This window comes from Saccharopolyspora hirsuta (assembly GCF_008630535.1).
Classification (GTDB): Bacteria; Actinomycetota; Actinomycetes; order Mycobacteriales; family Pseudonocardiaceae; genus Saccharopolyspora; species Saccharopolyspora hirsuta.
In genome coordinates this window covers 93,959-112,226 of record NZ_VWPH01000020.1, presented here as the reverse complement: position 1 = coordinate 112,226, position 18,268 = coordinate 93,959, and the positions used below count along the sequence as shown (strand labels likewise).

At 71.8% G+C, this 18,268-nt stretch carries 15 protein-coding genes; 10 read left to right on the top strand and 5 right to left on the bottom strand.

What is annotated here, in order from left to right:
- Window positions 1–14: 14 nt before the first annotated feature.
- Window positions 15–971, bottom strand: a complete 957-nt coding sequence (locus F1721_RS32645; protein WP_246155462.1) for a Zn-ribbon domain-containing OB-fold protein — start codon at window positions 969–971, stop codon at window positions 15–17.
- A gap of 88 nt (window positions 972–1,059) precedes the next feature.
- Here F1721_RS32645 and F1721_RS32640 point away from each other — a divergent pair, with 88 nt between their 5' ends.
- Together F1721_RS32640 and F1721_RS32635 are read left to right on the top strand one after the other, a co-directional pair.
- Window positions 1,060–2,103: an LLM class F420-dependent oxidoreductase gene (locus F1721_RS32640; RefSeq protein WP_150070700.1), complete on the top strand. Its 1,044-nt coding sequence runs from the start codon at window positions 1,060–1,062 to the stop codon at window positions 2,101–2,103.
- A 144-nt stretch (window positions 2,104–2,247) separates the two neighbouring features.
- A complete protein-coding gene (locus F1721_RS32635) occupies window positions 2,248–3,798 on the top strand; it encodes an acyl-CoA synthetase (RefSeq protein WP_150070699.1) in 1,551 nt (516 codons plus the stop codon).
- A 44-nt stretch (window positions 3,799–3,842) separates the two neighbouring features.
- Here the strand turns inward: F1721_RS32635 and F1721_RS32630 are convergent, their stop codons facing one another.
- Complete coding sequence (locus F1721_RS32630) at window positions 3,843–4,646, bottom strand: crotonase/enoyl-CoA hydratase family protein (protein WP_150070698.1); 804 nt, start codon at window positions 4,644–4,646, stop codon at window positions 3,843–3,845.
- Window positions 4,647–4,779: 133 nt separating this feature from the next.
- Between F1721_RS32630 and F1721_RS32625 the strand changes: the two genes are divergently transcribed.
- The 4 genes from F1721_RS32625 to F1721_RS32610 all read left to right on the top strand — a co-directional run bounded on the left by F1721_RS32625 (window position 4,780) and on the right by F1721_RS32610 (window position 9,705).
- Window positions 4,780–6,414, top strand: a complete 1,635-nt coding sequence (locus F1721_RS32625; RefSeq protein ID WP_150070697.1) for an acyl-CoA synthetase — start codon at window positions 4,780–4,782, stop codon at window positions 6,412–6,414.
- A gap of 109 nt (window positions 6,415–6,523) precedes the next feature.
- Window positions 6,524–7,627, top strand: a complete 1,104-nt coding sequence (locus F1721_RS32620; RefSeq protein WP_150070696.1) for an NAD(P)H-dependent flavin oxidoreductase — start codon at window positions 6,524–6,526, stop codon at window positions 7,625–7,627.
- Window positions 7,628–7,711: 84 nt separating this feature from the next.
- Window positions 7,712–8,464, top strand: a complete 753-nt coding sequence (locus F1721_RS34870; protein WP_150070695.1) for a MerR family transcriptional regulator — start codon at window positions 7,712–7,714, stop codon at window positions 8,462–8,464.
- 179 nt (window positions 8,465–8,643) lie between these two features.
- Complete coding sequence (locus F1721_RS32610; RefSeq protein WP_246155448.1) at window positions 8,644–9,705, top strand: alpha/beta hydrolase family protein; 1,062 nt, start codon at window positions 8,644–8,646, stop codon at window positions 9,703–9,705.
- Here the strand turns inward: F1721_RS32610 and F1721_RS32605 are convergent, their stop codons facing one another.
- The 3 genes from F1721_RS32605 to F1721_RS32595 are packed head-to-tail and all read right to left on the bottom strand — an operon-like array spanning window position 9,706 to window position 13,578.
- On the bottom strand, window positions 9,706–11,271 hold the full coding sequence (locus tag F1721_RS32605) for a long-chain-fatty-acid--CoA ligase (RefSeq protein WP_150070693.1): 1,566 nt from the start codon (window positions 11,269–11,271) through the stop codon (window positions 9,706–9,708). It lies immediately after the preceding gene.
- Between the two features lies 1 nt (window position 11,272).
- Window positions 11,273–12,367, bottom strand: a complete 1,095-nt coding sequence (locus tag F1721_RS32600) for an acyl-CoA dehydrogenase family protein (protein WP_150070692.1) — start codon at window positions 12,365–12,367, stop codon at window positions 11,273–11,275.
- Between the two features lie 32 nt (window positions 12,368–12,399).
- A complete protein-coding gene (locus tag F1721_RS32595; protein ID WP_150070691.1) occupies window positions 12,400–13,578 on the bottom strand; it encodes an acyl-CoA dehydrogenase family protein in 1,179 nt (392 codons plus the stop codon).
- A 569-nt stretch (window positions 13,579–14,147) separates the two neighbouring features.
- On the opposite strand from F1721_RS32595, the gene F1721_RS32590 reads away from it, so the two are divergent.
- The 4 genes from F1721_RS32590 (at window position 14,148) to F1721_RS32575 (ending at window position 18,266) form a co-directional block, all read left to right on the top strand.
- Complete coding sequence (locus F1721_RS32590) at window positions 14,148–15,035, top strand: 3-oxoacyl-ACP reductase (protein ID WP_211840722.1); 888 nt, start codon at window positions 14,148–14,150, stop codon at window positions 15,033–15,035.
- A gap of 73 nt (window positions 15,036–15,108) precedes the next feature.
- The gene (locus F1721_RS32585; protein ID WP_150070689.1) at window positions 15,109–16,617 is read left to right on the top strand and encodes an aldehyde dehydrogenase family protein; all 1,509 of its coding nucleotides are present in this window, start codon (window positions 15,109–15,111) and stop codon (window positions 16,615–16,617) included.
- Window position 16,618: 1 nt separating this feature from the next.
- Complete coding sequence (locus F1721_RS32580) at window positions 16,619–17,365, top strand: glucose 1-dehydrogenase (RefSeq protein WP_150070688.1); 747 nt, start codon at window positions 16,619–16,621, stop codon at window positions 17,363–17,365.
- A gap of 121 nt (window positions 17,366–17,486) precedes the next feature.
- Complete coding sequence (locus F1721_RS32575) at window positions 17,487–18,266, top strand: MlaE family ABC transporter permease (protein ID WP_150070687.1); 780 nt, start codon at window positions 17,487–17,489, stop codon at window positions 18,264–18,266.
- Window positions 18,267–18,268 lie beyond the last annotated feature (2 nt).

Genomic DNA, 18,268 nt, shown 5'->3' with positions numbered 1-18,268 from the left:
CGCCCGGGCCCTCGCTAGAGGTGGTGGGCGTAGGACTCGAACGGCGCATCGGGCTCGCCGGTGGGCCGGAAGTGGTCGATGTTCTGCAGCGAGTACCCCCACTCCTCGCGGGGCTTCCACTCCGCGCGCACCCGCATCCCCATCCGCACCTCCGCCGCGTCGCAGCCCAGCACCAGGTGCAGGAAGGCGATGTCGGCGCCGTCGAGCAGGACGTAGGCCGACACGTACGGGGGCTTGATGCGCTGGCCGAGGAACGGCACGTTGACGATGCAGAAGGTGGTCACGATCCCGGTGTCGGGCAGCTCCACCTCCTCCTCGGTGGGCACGCCGTCGGTGGGGCAGGCGCCGCGCGGCGGGATGTAGACCTTCCCGCACGCCGGGCAGCGCTGGCCGAGCAGCCGCCCCTCGGCGAGACCGCGCAGGTAGCGGCTCTCCTCGGGGGACGCCGAGTGCTGGTAGTGCAGGTGCACCGGCGAGGTGATCATGGTGACCGGCTCGGGGTCCGCCGCGGGGGCGGCGGGGGAGTCGCCGACCGGTTCGAAGCAGGCGATGTCGCGGATCCCGTTGCCCAGCTCCGCCGACCACCGGACCTGCACCCGCATGCCGGTGCGGATGTCGTCGGGCGAACCGACGTCCACGGCGTGCAGCATCGGGGTGTCCGCGCCGTCGAGCCGCACGAGCGCCCAGGCGAACGGGTGCTGCAGCGGCTGGCCTTCCAGCGGTTGCGGCATCCACGACCAGCTGAGCACGGTCCCCTCGGTGCCGACCGGGACGAACTCGTCGAGCGCGGCGGCGGTGTCCGGGTCGTACTCGACGGGGGGCACGTGCACCCGGCCGTCGCTGCCGCGCACGCCGACGATGCGGCGGCCGCGCAGTTCGGTGGCGAACCGGCGGTGGACCGGTCCGAGGGAGCGGGTGTAGTCGAAGCCGACTTCGAGCGGTGCGCTGAGTGGTTCGGAGAGCCCAGTCACGATCTGAAGTGAAACATGTTCTCGATTTTGGGGCAACATCCGGGCAGGATGGGCGCTGGTGGATCCGTCGGGACGAGGAGGATCGCTGATGAGGATCGGACTTCAGCTCGGCTACTGGGGCGCTGCGCCGCCGCCCAACGCGGAGGAACTCGTTCTCGAGGCGGAAGGTGCCGGGTTCGACTCGGTCTTCGCCGCGGAGTCCTGGGGTTCGGACGCGTTCACCCCGCTGGCCTGGTGGGGGTCGCGGACCAGGCGCGTGCGGCTGGGCACCTCGGTGGCGCAGGTCGCCGCGCGCACCCCGGCGTCGTGCGCGATGCACGCGCTGACCCTGGACCACCTCTCGGGCGGTCGCTGCGTGCTCGGGCTCGGGGTGTCCGGGCCGCAGGTGGTGGAGGGCTGGTACGGCGCCCCGTTCGCGAAACCCCTCGCCCGGACGAGGGAGTACGTCTCGATCGTGCGCCAGGTGCTGGCCCGCGAGGCGCCGGTGCGCAACGACGGCGCGCACTACCGGCTGCCCTACGACGGGCCGGGCTCGATCGGGCTGGGCAAGCCGCTGCGCCCGATCACCCACCCGCTGCGCGCCGACCTGCCGATCTGGCTGGGCGCGGAAGGTCCGCGCAACGTGGCGCAGACGGCCGAGATCGCGGACGGGTGGATCGCGGTGTACTACTCGCCGCGCGTCGCCGGGATGTACGAGGACTGGCTGGCCGAGGGCTTCGCCCGGCCGGGGGCGCGCCGCAGCCGCGCGGAGTTCGAGGTCGCCGCGACCTGCCAGGTGGTGGTCACCGACGATCCGGCCGCGGAGCGGGCGAAGCTGAAGCCGTCGCTGGCGCTCTACATCGGCGGGATGGGCGCGCCGGGCATGAACTTCCACGCCGAGCTGTTCCGGCGGATGGACTACGGCGAGGTCGTCGACGACGTCGTCCGGCTGTTCGGCGAGGGGCGGCGCGAGGAGGCGGTGGCCGCGGTGCCGGACGAGGTGGTCGACGACGTGGCGATCATCGGCGACGCCGAGGTGGTGCGCACCCGGGTGGCCGAGTGGGAGAAGGCCGGGGTGGACACCCTGCTGGTGGGGTGCCGCGAAACCGGCCACATCCGGAGCGTTTCGGCCGCTCTCGGTCTCGGGGGCTGAACGCCGACACGGCCGGTCGCGTCGCGCTCCGGGTCCTCAGTGGACTCCGATCGGCTCGCGGCCGGGCCTTGCCGGTGAAGTGGAACAGGTTCTAGATTTGGTGCTCGTTCCGATTTCCCGCGTCGCCGTTGACAGGAGTCCGCCGTGTCCGACATCGGGTTGTGGAAGATCGCCGAGCAAGAACCGAACCGGGTCGCCGTGGTCGCGCCCGACGGGAGCTCGATCGGCTACGCCGAGCTCGCCGCCGCGGCGGACCGCTACGGCCGCGGCCTGCAGGGCATGGGGCTCGACGTGGGCGACAGCGTGGTGCTGATGCTGCCCAACGGCCCGGACCTGCTGGCCGCCTACTTCGCCGCGCTGCAGTGCGGCCTGTACGCGGTGACCGTGAACTGGCACCTGGTCGGCCCCGAGGTCGCCTACCTGATCGAGGACAGCGGGGCGAAGGCGTTCATCGCGCACGAGCGCTTCGGGGAGGCCGCCTCCGACGCCGCCGCGCGCTCCGGGCTCCCGGCCTCGGCGCGCTTCGCGGTGGGGGAGATCCCGGGGTTCCAGCAGCTGTCGCAGCTCGGCGCGAACGAACCGGCGAAGCGGCCGGACGTGCGCACGATGGGCTCGCCGATGCTCTACACCTCGGGGACCACCGGTCGCCCCAAGGGGGTCCGGCGTCCGCTGACCGGGGCCGATCCCGACGTGGTGCCCGCCGCCGCGACGTGGTTCTTCGGCATCTTCGGGCTCGAACCCTTCGACGGGCACGTGCACCTGTGCGGCTCGCCGCTGTACCACACCGCCGTGCTCAACTTCGTCACGCACTCCATCCAGCTGGGGCACACCGCGGTGCTGATGGACCGCTGGGACCCGGCCGAGATGCTCCGGCTGATCGAGCGGCACCGGGTGACGCACACGCACATGGTGCCCACCCAGTTCCACCGGCTCCTGGCGCTGCCGCCGGAGGTCCGGGAGCGCTACGACGTGTCGTCGCTGCGCGCGGCGATCCACGGTGCCGCGCCGTGCCCGCCGGAGGTCAAGCGGGCGATGCTGGAGTGGTGGGGGCCGGTCGTGATCGAGTACTACGCGGCGACCGAGGGCGGCGGCACCGCGATCGGCGCGGCGGAGTGGCTGGACAAGCCGGGATCGGTCGGGCGGCCCTGGCCGGGCTCGACGGTCAAGGTGCTCGGCGACGACGGCGCGGAGCTGCCGCCGGGCGAGATCGGCACGGTGTACATGCGGATGGGCGGCTCGACCTTCGAGTACCACCGGGACTCCCGCAAGACCGAGCAGGCGCGCGTCGGGGACCTGTTCACCCTCGGCGACGTCGGCTACCTGGACGCGGACGGCTACCTGTTCCTGTGCGACCGCAAGAGCGACATGATCATCTCGGGCGGGGTGAACATCTACCCGGCGGAGATCGAGAACGCCCTGTCGGTGCACCCGAAGGTCGCCGACGTGGCGGTGTTCGGCGTCCCGAACGAGGACTGGGGCGAGGAGGTCAAGGCCGTGGTGCAGCCCGCCGAAGGTGTGCTGCCCGGCGACGATCTGGCCGAGGAGCTGCTCGGCTACGCCCGCGAACGCCTGGCGAAGTTCAAGACGCCCCGCAGCGTCGACTTCGTCGAGGAGCTCCCGCGGGACCCGAACGGCAAGCTCTACAAGAGGAAGCTCCGCGACCCGTACTGGGCCGACCGGGAGCGGGCGATCTGAACCCGCGATGAAGGGCACCTCGCGCCGGAGGTGCCCTTCATCGTTCAGCGCGCGCGGAAGTTCGGCTTGCGCTTCTCGGCGAAGGCGCGCGGGCCCTCCTTCGCGTCCTCGCTGGTGAAGACCTGCATCCCCAGGCGAGCGTCCACTTTGAACGCGTCGTTCTCCGGCATGCCTTCGGTCTCGCGCATGGTGCGCAGGATCGCCTGGACGGCCAGCGGGCCGTTGGCGGCGATGAGATCGGCCAGCTCCAGGGCTTTGGCGAGGGCTTGGCCGTCCGGGACGACGTGGCCGACCAGCCCGATCTCCTTGGCCTCGGCGGCGCGGATGTGCCTGCCGGTCAGCAGGATGTCCGCCGCCACGGTGTAGGGGATCTGGCGGGGGAGGCGGACCGCCGAGCCGCCGAGCGGGAACAGGCCCCAGCGGGCCTCGGAGACGCCGAACCGGGCGCTCTCGCCCGCCACGCGGATGTCGGTGGCCTGCAGGATCTCGGTGCCGCCCGCGATCGCCGGGCCCTCCACCGCAGCGATCAGCGGCTTGCTCAGCCGACGTCCCTTCAGCAGCGGTTCGATCACGGACATGTCCATCCCGCGGGTGGTGTCGCCGGGGTGGGACTGCGTCATCGCCTTGAGGTCCGCACCGGCGCAGAACGCGCCGCCCGCCCCGGTGAGGATGCAGGCGCGGATCTCGTCGTCGCGATCCACCTCGTCCCACGCCTCCCGCATGATCTGCAACATCGGACCGGACAGCGCGTTGCGCGCCTCCGGGCGGTTCATCGTCACCACGAGCACCGGCCCGCGGCGCTCGACCAGGCAGTGGGGTTGTTCGACGACCTCAGCGCTCGACGTCATGGGGAACCTTCCACTTCGACGGATTTCCTTGTGTCAAGGGGAAAATCGATCTGGATCGTCCAAGGAGCCGCGAATTCCGGTTGGGCTCATCGGGTTCTTGCCCCGAACGATAACACGTTCTACTTTCTTCAGGGTGGCGTACAACATCGCAGATCTCTTCGAGCACGCCGTCGATCTGACGCCAGATCGCGTCGCCGTGGTCTGCGGCGAGCGACGGCTCACCTTCGGGCAGCTGGACCGGCGGGCCAACCAGCTGGCGCGCCACTACACCGCGCGCGGACTCGGGCGCGGCTCGCACATCGGCATCTACTCCCGCAACGGGATCGAGGCGCTGGAGGCCATGCTGGCCGCCTACAAGATCCGCGCCGTCCCGATCAACATCAACTTCCGCTACGTGGCAGCGGAACTCCGCTACATCTTCGACAACGCCGACCTGGCGGCGCTGGTGCACGAGCGCCGCTACAGCGACACCGTCGCGCAGATCCGCCCGGAGTTCCCGGGACTGCGCGAGGTTCTGGTGATCGAGGACGGAACGGACCTCGAGCACGGCGGGACCGAGTACGAATCCGCGCTGTCCGGCCACTCCGGCGAGCGGGACTTCCCGGAGCGCAGCGCCGACGACCTCTACCTGCTCTACACCGGCGGCACCACCGGCATGCCGAAGGGCGTGATGTGGCGCCACGAGGACGTCTGGCGGGTGCTCGGCGGCGGCATCGACTTCATGACCGGTGAGGCGATGCGCGACGAGTGGCAGCAGGCGCGGGCCGGTGCCGAGAGCGGCGGCCTGGTCCGGCTCCCGGCGGCCCCGTTCATCCACGGCGCCGCGCAGTGGGCCAGCTTCGGCAACCTCTTCGCCTGCAGCGCGGTGGTCTTCGTGCCGCAGTTCGACGCGCACGAGGTGTGGCGGGCGATCGAGCGGGAGAAGGTCAACGTGCTGGCGATCGTCGGCGACGCGATGGCCCGGCCGCTCATCGAGGCCTACCGCGACGGGAACTACGACGCCTCCTCGCTGCTGGCGATCTCCAGCAGCGCGGCGCTGTTCTCCCCGTCGGTGCAGCGCCAGTACCTGGACGCGCTGCCGAACGTGGTGATCACCGACTCCATCGGCTCGTCCGAGACCGGCTTCAGCGGCATCGGCGTGGTCTCCCGGGACACCGAGCAGTCCGGCGGCCCGCGGGTCAACGCCGACGCCTCCACCACGGTCATCCGCGACGACGGGACCTTCGCCGAACCCGGCGAGGTCGGGTGGCTGGCGCGCAGCGGGCACGTGCCGCTGGGCTACTACAAGGACGAGGAGAAGTCCCGGAAGGTGTTCGTCGAGATCGGCGGCACCCGCTACGTGGTGCCCGGCGACTACGCGCGGATCGAGGACGACGGCACCGTGACGATGCTGGGCCGCGGTTCGGTGTCCATCAACACCGGCGGGGAGAAGGTCTTCCCGGAGGAGGTGGAGGCCGCGCTGAAGTCCCACCCGGACGTCTTCGACGTGCTGGTGGTCGGCGTGCCGGACGAGCGCCTGGGCCAGCGCGTCGCGGCGGTGGTGCAGCCGAGACCCGGCGCGGAGCCGCGGCTGGCCGACCTCGACGCGCACGTCCGGGAGTGGATCGCCGGGTACAAGGTGCCGCGCAGCCTGTGGCTGGTGGACCAGATCACCCGCTCGCCCAGCGGAAAACCCGACTACACCTGGGCCAAGCGGCACACCGGGGCGCACCCGCCGACCGAGGTGCGCGAACCCGCCAAGCGCGCGACCGCGCCGGAACCGGGCTGACGTGCGACCGGAGGTCCTGGCGCGCAGTTTCAGCTGAAACTGCGGTCCCGCGGGGCGGAACTCCGCAGCTCGGCTCGCGCCGCATCCGGAAAGGACAGATGAGGAACCAATGCGAACACCACTGTGCGACACCTTGGGCATCGAGCACCCGATCGTCGGGTTCACCCCGTCCGAGCACGTCGCGGCGGCGATCAGCAGGGCCGGCGGGCTCGGGGTGCTGGGCTGCGTGCGGTTCAACGACGCCGACGACCTGGACGCGGTGCTGGACTGGATGGACGCCAACACCGGCGGCAAGCCCTACGGGGTGGACGTGGTGATGCCCGCGAAGATCCCCACCGAGGGCGCCGCGGTCGACCTGGCGGAGCTCATCCCGCCCGAGCACCGGGAGTTCGTCCACCGCACGCTCGACGCGCTGGGCGTGCCGGAGCTGCCCGCCGACGAGCAGCAGCGGGAGGGGGTGCTGGGCTGGCTGCACTCGGTGGCCCGGTCGCACGTGGACGTCGCGCTGCGCCACCCGGTGCGGCTGATCGCCAACGCGCTGGGCTCGCCGCCGGTGGACGTCATCGAGCAGGCGCACGGGCACGACGTGCTGGTGGCGGCGCTGGCGGGCAAGGCGGAGCACGCGGTGCGGCACGTCGACAACGGGGTGGACATCGTCGTGGCGCAGGGCCACGAGGCCGGTGGGCACACCGGGGAGATCGCCAGCATGGTGCTGGTGCCGGAGGTCGTCGACGCGGTCGGCGACCGGGCACCGGTGCTGGCGGCCGGTGGGATCGGCTCCGGTCGGCAGGTCGCGGCGGCGCTCGCGCTCGGGGCCAGCGGTGCGTGGATGGGCTCGTACTGGCTGGCCACCACCGAGTACCAGCAGCTCCCGGGCAACGCGGTGACGCAGCAGGCGCTGCTGGCGGCGGGCTCCAGCGACACGGTGCGCTCCCGGATCTACACCGGGAAACCCGCGCGGCTGCTCAAAACCCGGTGGACCGACGCCTGGGCGGAGCCCGGCGCGCCGGACCCGCTGCCGATGCCGCTGCAGAACATCCTGGTCAGCGAGGCGCACCAGCGGATCATGCGCGCCGCGGACCCGTCCGTGGTGTCGATGCCGGTGGGCCAGATCGTGGGCCGGATGAACCAGGTCCGCCCGGTCGCCGACGTGATGGCCGACCTGCTCGCCGAGCTGGACGCGACGATCAACCGCCTCGACGGTCTCCGCTGAGCGCCCGGCAGCCTGCGGACCGGGCGGCGGAGAGCGGCTGCTCGGCTTGAACCTCACGTCGCGGGAGGTCCTAGTGTCGGTGCCATGAGCGGAACCGACTGCGCGGACGAGCCGCGGTGGAGCATCGGCGCGCTGGCCAAGGCCACTGGCACCACCGTGCGCGCGCTGCACCACTACGACGAGCTCGGCCTGCTGCGGCCGAGCGCCCGGACCGGGTCCGGGCACCGCAGGTACACCGACGGCGACCTGCAGCGGCTGTGCCAGATCCGGCTGCTGCGCGAGCTGGGGATGTCGTTGGAGGAGATCGGGGGACTGCTGGTCGAATCCGGTGCGCTGCGCGAGGAGCTGGCCGACCACCTCGACGGGCTGGACGAGCAGATCGCCCGGCTGACCGCGCTGCGCGACCGGACCCAGTTCCTGCTCGACCAGCTCAACGGCGCCAGCGGACCGGACACCGGTGCTCTGCTCGGCCTCTTCGGGTCGGTGAACGTCTTCGGCAACCACATCCCGGCGGAGCAGCGGGCCGCGCTGGAAGCACGGGCCGACGAGCTGGGCTCGCGCGGTCGGGAGCTGCTGAACACCGAATGGCCGCTGGTCACGGCGAGGCTGGCGCGGCACTGCCTGGCCGGGGATCCGGTGGACGCGCCCGAAGTGCTCGCCGCGGCGCGGTGGTTCTTCGGGCTGGTGGAGGTGTTCACGGCGCGGGACCCCGGGCTGTCGGAGGCGATGGTCGGGCTCATCCGCGAGCGCGGCTTCGGCGCTGAGTACGCGGACGTCGCTGGCACCGAATTGATGGACTACGTGGACAAGGCGCGCGAACTGCTGTCCGCGCAGTGAGGTCGGCCGATCTCGTCCTGCGCGGCGACGCGAGCTGCCGCTGCTGCTGAGCGGGACGCAGGAACTCAGCGATCCCCGTCGCGGGGCTCGGAACGGAAGTGCACATGTTCAGCGGAATCGTGGTTCCCGCGCCGTTTCCGGCGCACGACTGCTCAGGTCCGGCGCACCGTGCTGGAGGGGTGACGCTGCGGCTGCCCGAGCCCAGCGGTCCGCACGCCGTCGGGGTCATCGCGCTGCACCTGGTCGACCCGTCCCGGAACGACCCGTGGGACAGCGGGATCGAGGGCCGCGAGCTGATGGTCTCGGCGTTCTACCCGGCCGGGGACGTCCGCGGTTGCCCGGTGGCGCCGCACCTCACCCCGGCGGCCGCGGAGGCGTTCGCGGTGATCGATCCGGTGGCCCACCCGGAGCTGCCGACCGAGGGGGTGGACTGGGCGGCCACCAGGTCCCACTCGCACGTCGGTGCGCCGGTGCTGCCGGGCAGGTGGCCGGTGCTGCTGCACAGCCCGGGCGGTGCCGATCCGCGGACGTTCGGCACCGGGCTCGCCGAGGAGCTGGCCAGCCGCGGTCACGTGGTGCTGTCCTTCGACCACCCGGGGGAGACCACCGAGGTGGAGTTCCCCGGCGGTCGGCTGCGCACGATCTCCATGCCGGGCGATCCGCGCGCGGACCCGCAGCTGTTCCGCAGGATGCTCGCCACCCGAGTTGCCGACACCCGGTTCGTGCTGGACGCGGTGACCGAGCTGCCCGGCTCGGACGCCGTGCCCGAAGATCTCGCCCGCGCGCTGGACGTGACCCGGATCGGGATGTACGGGCACTCGGCGGGCGGGGCGACCGCGGCCGAAGCGCTGTACGAGGACTCGAGGCTCAAGGCGGCGATCAACCTGGAGGGCTACTTGGACCTCCTCCCGGAGCGGCCCGGCGAGGACGGTGCGCTGCTGCCGGTCGCCGAGCACGGGGTGGACCGCCCGCTGCTGCTGCTCGGGACCGACGGCTTCCGCGACGAGCGGTTCGAGCGCACCTGGCGCGCAGTCCTCGACCGCGGCAGCGCCAGCTGGGAGCAGCTCACCGACGCGAACCACTGGGTGTTCACCGACCACGGAGTCGTGGCACCGCAGCTCCAGGCAGCGGGCCTGATGAGCGAGGAGGACCGCATCCGGCTGGTCGGCGCGATCGATCCGGCGGACTCGGTCCGCGCGATCCGCCACCACGTGCTGGGCTTCTTCGCCGAGAACCTCTGATCACCCCGGGTGGCGCGCGTAGTTGGAGCCTTCGCGGTGGTAGACGGGATCGGTGGTGTCCAGGGCTTCGGTCATCAGATGGCGCTTGAGGATCTTGTGGGTCGCCGTGCGGGGCAGGTCGGCGGCCAGCCGGAGGTAGCGCGGCCACTGCTTCGGGCCCAGATCCGGCTGGGCGGCCAGGAAGTCCGCGACGGTCTCGGGGCGGAAGTCGGCCGTGGTGACCAGCGCGGCCATCACCTGGTCGCCCACCGCCGGGTCCGGGACCGCGTAGACCGCCGCCTCGCGGATCTCCGGGTGGCGCAGCAGGATCCGCTCGATCGGCGCGGTCGCCAGGTTCTCGCCGTCCACCCGCAGCCAGTCGGCGGTGCGCCCGGCGAAGTGGCAGAAGCCGTCGGCGTCCAGGTAGGCGAGGTCACCGCTCCAGTACATGCCGTCGCGCATCCGCTCCGCGTCGGCGTCCGGGGCGTTGTAGTACCCGGCGAACCAGCCCGAGCCGGTGGTGTTGACCAGCTCGCCGATGGCCTCGTCGGGGTTGAGCAGCTGCCCGTCGGGCGAGAACCGCGCGGTGGCGCAGGGCTTCCCGGTGTCCGGGTCCAGCACGGCCACGCCGTCGGGCAGGCGGCCGAGCGCGCCCGGCGGGGTGTCCGGGGTGCGGGCGATCGCGATGCCGCCCTCGGTGGAGCCGAACCCGTCCACCACCCGGCAGCCGAACCGCTCGGCGAACCGCCGCACGTCCTGCTCGTTGGCCTCGTTGCCGTACACCAGGCGCAGCGGGTTGTCCGCGTCGTCCGGCCGCGGCGGGGTGGCCAGCACGTGCGCGAGGGGTTTGCCCACGTAGTTGGCGTAGGTGACGCCGAACCGCCGCACGTCCGGGAGGAATCCGGACGCGGAGAAGCGGCGGCGCAGCGCGATGGTCGCACCGGCGGCGGCGCCGACCGCCCACCCCGCCATCAGGGCGTTGGAGTGGAACAGCGGCATCGCCACGTAGGTGACGTCCTCGCCGGTGAGCCCGAAGCGCTCGGCCAGCATCCGGCCGGGGAAGGCGATCTTGCCGTGCGTGCAGCGGACCGCTTTGGGATCGCCGCCGGTGCCGGAGGTGAACACCAGCACCAGCAGGTCGTCGGGACCGGCCGCGACGGGGGCGAGTTCGGCCCCGGCGTGCTCGGCCAGCAGCGCCGACCACGGCGGGGTGTCCACCAGCAGCACCGGAACACCCAGGTCCAGGCCCGCGAGCAGGTCGGCGTGCGCGATGTCGGTGACGATCAGCTGGCAGTCGGTCAACCGCACGTCGCGGGCCAGCGCCTCGCCCCGCCGCGTCGGGTTCAACCCGACCAGCACCGCACCGGAGAAGGCCGCACCGCCGAGCAGGAAGGTGAACTCCGGGACGTTGCCGAGCAGCACCCCGACGTGGAACGGGCCGGGGCGGCGAAGCGAGCGCAGCAGCGATGCGTACTGCGCGCAGGTGCGCACCACCTCGCGCCACGACCACGAGCGGTCTTCGAAGCGCAGGCCGCAGCGCTCGTCGTCGGCGCGCGCCAGCAGGAACTCGGTCACGGTCGGCGTCATGTCAGCCCGCCAGGGCGTCGCCGAGCCGACCGAGCTGCACCTCCGCGCCGCCGAGCGCGAACTCGTTGCGCTTGGCCGCCACGAAGTAGCGGTGCAGCGGGTGGTCCAGGTCGATGCCGACCCCGCCGTGCACGTGGACCGCGGTGTGCGCGACGCGGTGCCCGGCGTCGGCGGCCCAGAACTTCGCGGTGGCGACCTCGGCCTCGCACGGCAGGCCCTCCGCCAGCCGCCACGCGGCCTGCCACAGCGTCAGCCGCGCCGCTTCGACGTCGATGAACGCGTCGGCGAGCCGCTGGGCGACCGCCTGGAAGCTGCCGATGGGCCGCCCGAACTGCACCCGCTCCCGGGCGTACTCGCTGGTCAGCTCCAGGGCGCGCGAGACGACGCCGACCTGGTGCGCGCACGTCCCGACGGTGGCGCGGGTCAGCAGCCAGTCCAGCACCGGGTCGCCGCCGAGCACCCGGTCGTCGCCGACCCGGACGCCGTCCAGATCCAGCCAGGCCTCGCTGTCGGAGTCGACGACGCGCTGGCGCTGCACCGACATCCGGTCCGGTTCCACCGCGAACACCCGAGGTCCGTCCGATGTGGACGCCGGAACCAGGACCAGGTCGGCCATCGCACCGGCCGGGACGCCCGTCTTGCTGCCGGTGAGCACCCACTCGCCGTCCCGGTGCTCGGCGCGGCAGGACGGGACGCGCGGGGTCGGGTTGTGCTCCTCGGTCAGCGCGGCGGTGAGCACCAGCTCGCCGCGCGCGGCGGGGGCGGCCCAGCGGCGCCGCTGCTGGTCGGTGCCGAAGCGGGCGATCGCGGCGGCGGCTGCGGTGATCGAGCTCAGGTAGGGCACCGGCGCGACGGCGCGGCCGAGCTCGACCAGCACGCTGCACTGCTCCAGCAGCCCGAAACCGCCACCTCCGACGGATTCCGGGAGTGCGGCGGACAGCACGTCGGCCGCCGCCAGCTGCGTCCACAGTGCACGGTCGAACCGGTCCTCGCCGCGCTCCACCTCGCGCAGCCGCTCGTTGGTCACGCGGTCGTCGAGGATCTTGCGGGTGAGCTCGGCCAGGTCGTCCTGCGCCTCGGTCAAGGTGAAGTCCACGGGCTCTCCTTCGAAGTCCGGTCGTCCTGCGGTCAGCGCTTGGCCGGGGGCAGGCCCAGGCCGACGGCGGCGATGATGTCGCGCTGGACCTCGTTGGTCCCGCCGCCGAAGGTGAGGATCAGCGAGGAGCGGTGCATGCGCTCGATCCGGCCGCGCAGGGCCGCACCGGGCGAGCCCCGGCGGATGTGGGCCGCGCTGCCGAGCACCTCCATCAGCAGGCGGTAGGCCTCGGTGGCGAACTCGGTGCCGAAGACCTTCGTCGCCGACGCGGTGGCCGGGGCGGGCTGCTGCTCGACGGTGGTGGCGATCTTCCAGTTGACCAGCTTGAGGAACTCGGCACCGGCGTGCACGCGGGCCAGGTGGTGGCGCACCCACTCCTGGTCGATCACGCGCCGCCCGTCGGTGAGCCGGGTTGCCCGCGCCCACGCCACGACCTCGTCCAGCGCGGAGCGCAGCGGGGCGGCGGAGGTGAGCGCCACGCGCTCGTGGTTGAGCTGGTTGGTGATCAGCGGCCAGCCCTCGTTCTCCCCGCCCACCAGCGACGACGCGGGCACCCGCACGTCCTGGTAGTAGGTCGCGCTGGTGGTCGGCCCGGCCACCGTGCGCACCGGCGTCCAGGAGAAGCCGGGGGAGTCGGTGGGCACGATCAGGATGCTCAGCCCGCGGTGCTTCTTGGCCTCGCGGTCGGTGCGGCAGGCCAGCCACACGTAGTCGGCGTACTGGATCAGGCTGGTCCACATCTTCTGCCCGTTGACCACGTACTCGTCGCCATCGCGGTCGGCGGTGGTGCGCAGCGACGCCAGGTCGGTACCGGCCTCCGGCTCGGAGTAGCCGATTGCGAAGTGGATCTCCCCGGCGGCGATCTTCGGCAGGTAGTGCGCCTTCTGCTCCGGGGTGCCGAAGCGCATGATGGTCGGGGCGATGCTGTTGAGCGTCAGGAAGGGCACCGGCGCACCGGCGATGGCCGCTTCGTCGGTGAAGATCAGCTGGTCGAGCATGCTTCGGTTCTGCCCGCCGTACTCGGTGGGCCAGCCCAGCGCGAGCCACCCGTCGGCGCCCATCTGCCGCACCACCTGCCGGTAGGCCTCGCCGTCGCCGTAGTCGCCGTGCGCGGCCAGCTCCTCGCGGATCTCGGGTGTCATGAGCTTGTCGAAGTAGCGCCGCAGCTCCTCCCGCAGCTCCTCCTGCTCGGACGTGTAGGCGATGCGCATGCACCCCTCCTGCGATCGGAAGCGTGTGAAACATGTTTCAACAACCATAATCCCGACCGGGCGCCCAGGTCGACAAGTCGCTTGTCGGGTGGGGAGAAGTCGTCCCGGTTCAAATCCGGAACGGGTTCTACGGAGGGGTGGAGGAGCGAAATCGCACCGAACGGAGCAGTGACATTCGCTCGAATGGCTCGTTGAGCAGCTGAGTGCCGGGTCCGAACTGGATCGATTAGAACGAGTTTCACTGCTCGCGACGTGCGTTGATCCGATTTTCTTCGGGTTTTTCCCGGGAGTCTTGCCTCTGTGAAAGAACACGTTCTACTGTGTTGCGAGTTACAGTCCCCGGCCAGCTCGGTGAGGTGACCAACCGGTGGAGGCGGCAGTGCGCACCAGGGCCGGGGCGGCCACAGCTGCAGGAGATCAACGACGGTCTGGCCGTGCCGCACGAGCCGGGCGGCGCTCGTGATCTCCGGCCGAGGACGCTGCGGGTCAGCGGCGGTTCTGCCCGGTGGCCGACCGGTTCTCGGTCGGCCACCGGCAGAACGAGCACTGGGACACACGACGGAGGAGCGGTGGTGCGGAGCCTGGAGGGCAAGGTCGCAGTCGTCACCGGGGCGGGCGCCGGGTTGGGGCGGGCGGAAGCGCTCGCGCTGGCCCGAGCCGGGGCCGAGGTGGTGGTCAACGACGTCAGCGAGCGCGCAGCGGACGTGGTGGCCGAGATCGAGGAGCTCGGCGGCAAGGCGGTCGCGGTGCTCGGCGACGTCTCGTCCAGCGCGACGGCGGAGGAGCTGGTGTCCACCGCGGTGCAGCGGTTCGGCGGGCTGCACGTGGTGGTCAACAACGCCGGGGTGCTGCGGGACCGGATGCTGTTCAAGATGACCGACCAGGAGTGGGACGACGTGATCCGCGTCCACCTGCGCGGCCACTTCCTGCTGTCCCGCAACGCCGCCGCGCACTGGCGCGACCAGTACAAGCAGACCGGGTCGACCTACGGCAGCGTGATCAACACGGCTTCGGAAGCGTTCCTGCTCGGTGCAGCGGCGCAACCGAACTACGCCGCGGCCAAGGCCGGGATCGCCGCGCTCACCGTCTCGACCGCACGTGCTCTCGCGCGCATGGGCGTGCGCGCCAACGCGATCTGCCCGCGGGCCCGCACCGCGATGACCGAGGAGGTGTTCGGCCCGGCACCGGAGGAAGGCGTCGACCCGCTGTCCACCGACCACGTCGCGCCGCTGGTCGCCTACCTGGCCTCGCCCGCCGCGGAGCGGATCAGCGGGCAGGTCTTCGTCGTGCACAGCGGCATGATCGCGCTCATGGCCGCACCCGCGGTCGAGCAGCGGTTCGACACCAGCGGTCCGCTGTGGACGGAGGACGAGCTGGCCGACACCGTCGGGGCCTACTTCGCCGACCGCGACCCGGAGCGGAACTTCGCCGCCGCAGAACTGATCTCCCTCCCCTAGCAGGACCGCGGGAGCCCGACGGCTCCCGAACGCAGCGCAACTCGCCAGAACCGCCGTGCAGGAAGGACTTCCGATGGTGCTCACCGTGCAGCAGCACCGCGACGCTGCTGGGCTCAAGGACGGATTGCTGCTGGTCGACGGCCAGTGGCGGCAGGCCCGCGCGGGCCGGACCTGGACCCACTACCACCCGGCCACCGGCGAAGTCGTCGGGGACATCGCCGTCGCCGACGCCGAGGACGTCGACGAAGCGGTGCGGGCCGCGCGGCGCGCCTTCGACGAGGGCCCGTGGCCGACGCTGCGGGTGGGGGAGCGCTCCCGGCTGCTGCGCCGGTGCTCCGACCTGCTCCGGGAGAACGCCGACGACCTGCGGGCGCGGCAGGCGCTGGACAACAGCGTGCCGCTGTCGTTCGCCACCGTCTACGCGGGCTCGGTCGACGTGGCCGCCGACGTCTTCGACCACCACGCCGGGTGGATCGACAAGGCCGGTGGCGAGACGTTCCCGCCGTACCAGGGCGGCGACCACCTGGCGATGACCCTGCGCGAACCGGTCGGCGTGGTGGCCGCGGTGCTGCCGTGGAACGCGCCGTTCCTGCTGTTCGCGCAGAAGGTCGCGCCCGCGCTGGCCGCCGGGTGCACGGTGGTGGTCAAGCCCTCCGAATACGCGACGTTCAGCGTGCTGCGCATGGTGGAACTGCTGCAGGAGGCCGGGATTCCGGACGGCGTGGTCAACGTCGTCACCGGGCCCGGCGATCCGACCGGCGAAGCGCTGATCACCCACCCGCTGGTGGACAAGGTCAGCTTCACCGGCAGCCGCGAGGTCGGCCGCCGGGTCGTCCAGGCCTCGGCGGGCACCATGAAGCGGGTGTCGCTGGAGCTCGGCGGCAAGAGCCCGGCGATCGTGTTCCCGGACGCCGACGTGGGGCTGGCCGGGATGACCGCGATGGGCATGGTGACCCTCGGGCTGTCCGGGCAGGCGTGCGTGGCGACCACCCGGGCGCTGGTGCACCGCGACGCCTACGACGAGTTCGTCGGCGCCGCCGAGATGATCGCCGGTTCGGTGACCTACGGCGATCCGTTCGACCCCGGCGTGCTGTCCAGCCCGCTGATCAACCAGCGGCAGCTGGACCGGGTGCTCGGCTTCATCGAGCAGGGCCAGCAGGAGGGCGCCCGGCTGGTCACCGGCGGTGCGCGCGCCGACGGCGACCTGGCCGCCGGGAACTTCGTGCAGCCGACCATCTTCGCCGACGCGGCCAACTCGATGACCGTCGCCCAGCAGGAGATCTTCGGCCCGGTCCTGACCGTGGTGCCCTTCGACGACGAGGACGAGGCGGTGCGGCTGGCCAACGACACCGAGTACGGCCTGGGCGCCGGGGTGTACACCAAGGACGTGCAGCGGGCGTTCCGGGTGGCCAAGCGGCTGCGCGCCGGAACGGTCGGCATCAACGGGTTCCAGGTGGAGCCGCACCTGCCCTTCGGCGGGTACAAGCAGTCCGGGCTCGGACGGGAGGGCGGGCGTTCGTCCTTCGAGGCCTACACCGAGCTCAAGACCGTCCTGCTGCCGCTGACCGAGGAGTTGATGTGACGTGCGGTTGGCGGGCAAGGTCGCGATCATCACCGGCGCGGCGCGCGGGCAGGGTGCGGCGGCCGCGCGGCGGTTCGTCGCCGAGGGCGCTCGGGTGCTGATCGGCGACGTGGCCGACGAGGCGGGCAAGGCGCTGGCCGACGAGCTCGGCCCGGACGCCGTCTACCAGCACCTGGACGTCTCGTCCGAGGACGACTGGGTGGACGCGGTGCGCGCGGCGGGCGAGCTGGGCCGGATCGACGTGCTGGTGAACAACGCCGGGGTGCTGCACTTCTCGGAGCTGGCCGACACCAGCCTGGCCGACTACGAGCGGGTGATCCGGGTCAACCAGATCGGCACCTTCCTGGGCATGCGGGAGGTGATCCCGGCGATGTCCGACGGCGGCGGCTCGATCATCAACGTGTCCTCCGTGGAGGGTCTGGGCGGGATGCCGCTGCTGGTGGCGTACTCGGCGAGCAAGTTCGCCATCCGCGGCATGACCAAGGTGGCCGCGATGGAGCTCGGCAAGCACGGCATCCGGGTCAACTCGGTGCACCCCGGGGCCATCGACACCCGGATGATCCCCGACGCGGTGGGCGGCGAGGTGCCGATGGAGCACGTCGGCAAGCGGGTCGCGCTCGGCCGGGTCGGGCAACCCTCGGAGATCGCGGACCTGGTGGTGTTCCTGGCCAGCGACGAGAGCTCCTACTGCACCGGCGCGGAGTTCGTCGCCGACGGCGGTGCCACGGCGACGCACTCGCTCGCCTGAGCGAGGACGGCGCGATTTCAAGGGAAATCGGACCTCCGATTTCCCTTGAAATCGCCCGAACCCCACCACCTCGGGGTGGTGCGCAGGGCCTGCGGATCAACGCGGATCGGGAGGTGACCAGATGGCGGTGCGCAGCGCCGGTGCTGGTGCGTTCGTCCAGGTCGGACGGATGGCCACGTTGGCGTGGGAGGTGCTGCGGGCCATGCCGCGGCGGCCCTTCCAGGTCCGCGAGTGCATCCAGCAGGCCTGGTTCTTCGCCAGCGTGACGATCCTGCCGACCGCGCTGGTCGCGATCCCGTTCGGCGCGGTCATCGCGATGCAGCTCGGGTCGCTGACCCAGCAGATCGGGGCCCAGTCGTTCACCGGCGCCGCCAGCGCGCTGGCCATCCTGCAGCAGGCCAGCCCGCTGATCACCGCGCTGCTGGTGGCCGGGGCCGGTGGGTCCGCGGTGTGCGCGGACATCGGGGCGCGCACCATCCGCGAGGAGATCGACGCCATGGAGGTGCTGGGCGTCTCGCCGATCCACCGGTTGATCGTGCCCAGGGTGGTCGGCGCGATGCTGGTCGCGCTGCTGCTCAACGGGATGGTCAGCGTCGTCGGGGTGATGGGCGGCTACTTCTTCAACGTGATCCTGCAGGGCGGCACGCCCGGCGCCTACCTGGCCAGCTTCAACGCCCTCGCGCAGCTGCCGGACCTGTGGATCAGCGAGTTCAAGGCGCTGCTGTACGGGTTCGTGGCCGGTGTGGTCGCCGCCTACCGGGGGCTCAACCCCGCTGGCGGGCCCAAGGGCGTGGGCGACGCGGTCAACCAGGCGGTGGTGATCACCTTCCTGCTGCTGTTCCTGATCAACCTGGTGCTCACCGGGATCTACCTGCAACTCGTGCCACCGAAGGGGTTGTGAGC

What these genes read in the sequence shown, in the direction of transcription:
- F1721_RS32640 (WP_150070700.1), top strand. Translation starts at nt 1,060, where the DNA reads ATGAGGATCGGACTTCAGCTCGGCTACTGGGGCGCTGCGCCGCCGCCC.
- F1721_RS32605 (WP_150070693.1), bottom strand. Translation starts at nt 11,271, where the DNA reads ATGACGCCGACCGTGACCGAGTTCCTGCTGGCGCGCGCCGACGACGAG.
- F1721_RS32630 (WP_150070698.1), bottom strand. Translation starts at nt 4,646, where the DNA reads ATGACGTCGAGCGCTGAGGTCGTCGAACAACCCCACTGCCTGGTCGAG.
- F1721_RS32575 (WP_150070687.1), top strand. Translation starts at nt 17,487, where the DNA reads ATGGCGGTGCGCAGCGCCGGTGCTGGTGCGTTCGTCCAGGTCGGACGG.
- F1721_RS32620 (WP_150070696.1), top strand. Translation starts at nt 6,524, where the DNA reads ATGCGAACACCACTGTGCGACACCTTGGGCATCGAGCACCCGATCGTC.
- F1721_RS32595 (WP_150070691.1), bottom strand. Translation starts at nt 13,578, where the DNA reads ATGCGCATCGCCTACACGTCCGAGCAGGAGGAGCTGCGGGAGGAGCTG.
- F1721_RS32585 (WP_150070689.1), top strand. Translation starts at nt 15,109, where the DNA reads ATGGTGCTCACCGTGCAGCAGCACCGCGACGCTGCTGGGCTCAAGGAC.
- F1721_RS34870 (WP_150070695.1), top strand. Translation starts at nt 7,712, where the DNA reads ATGAGCGGAACCGACTGCGCGGACGAGCCGCGGTGGAGCATCGGCGCG.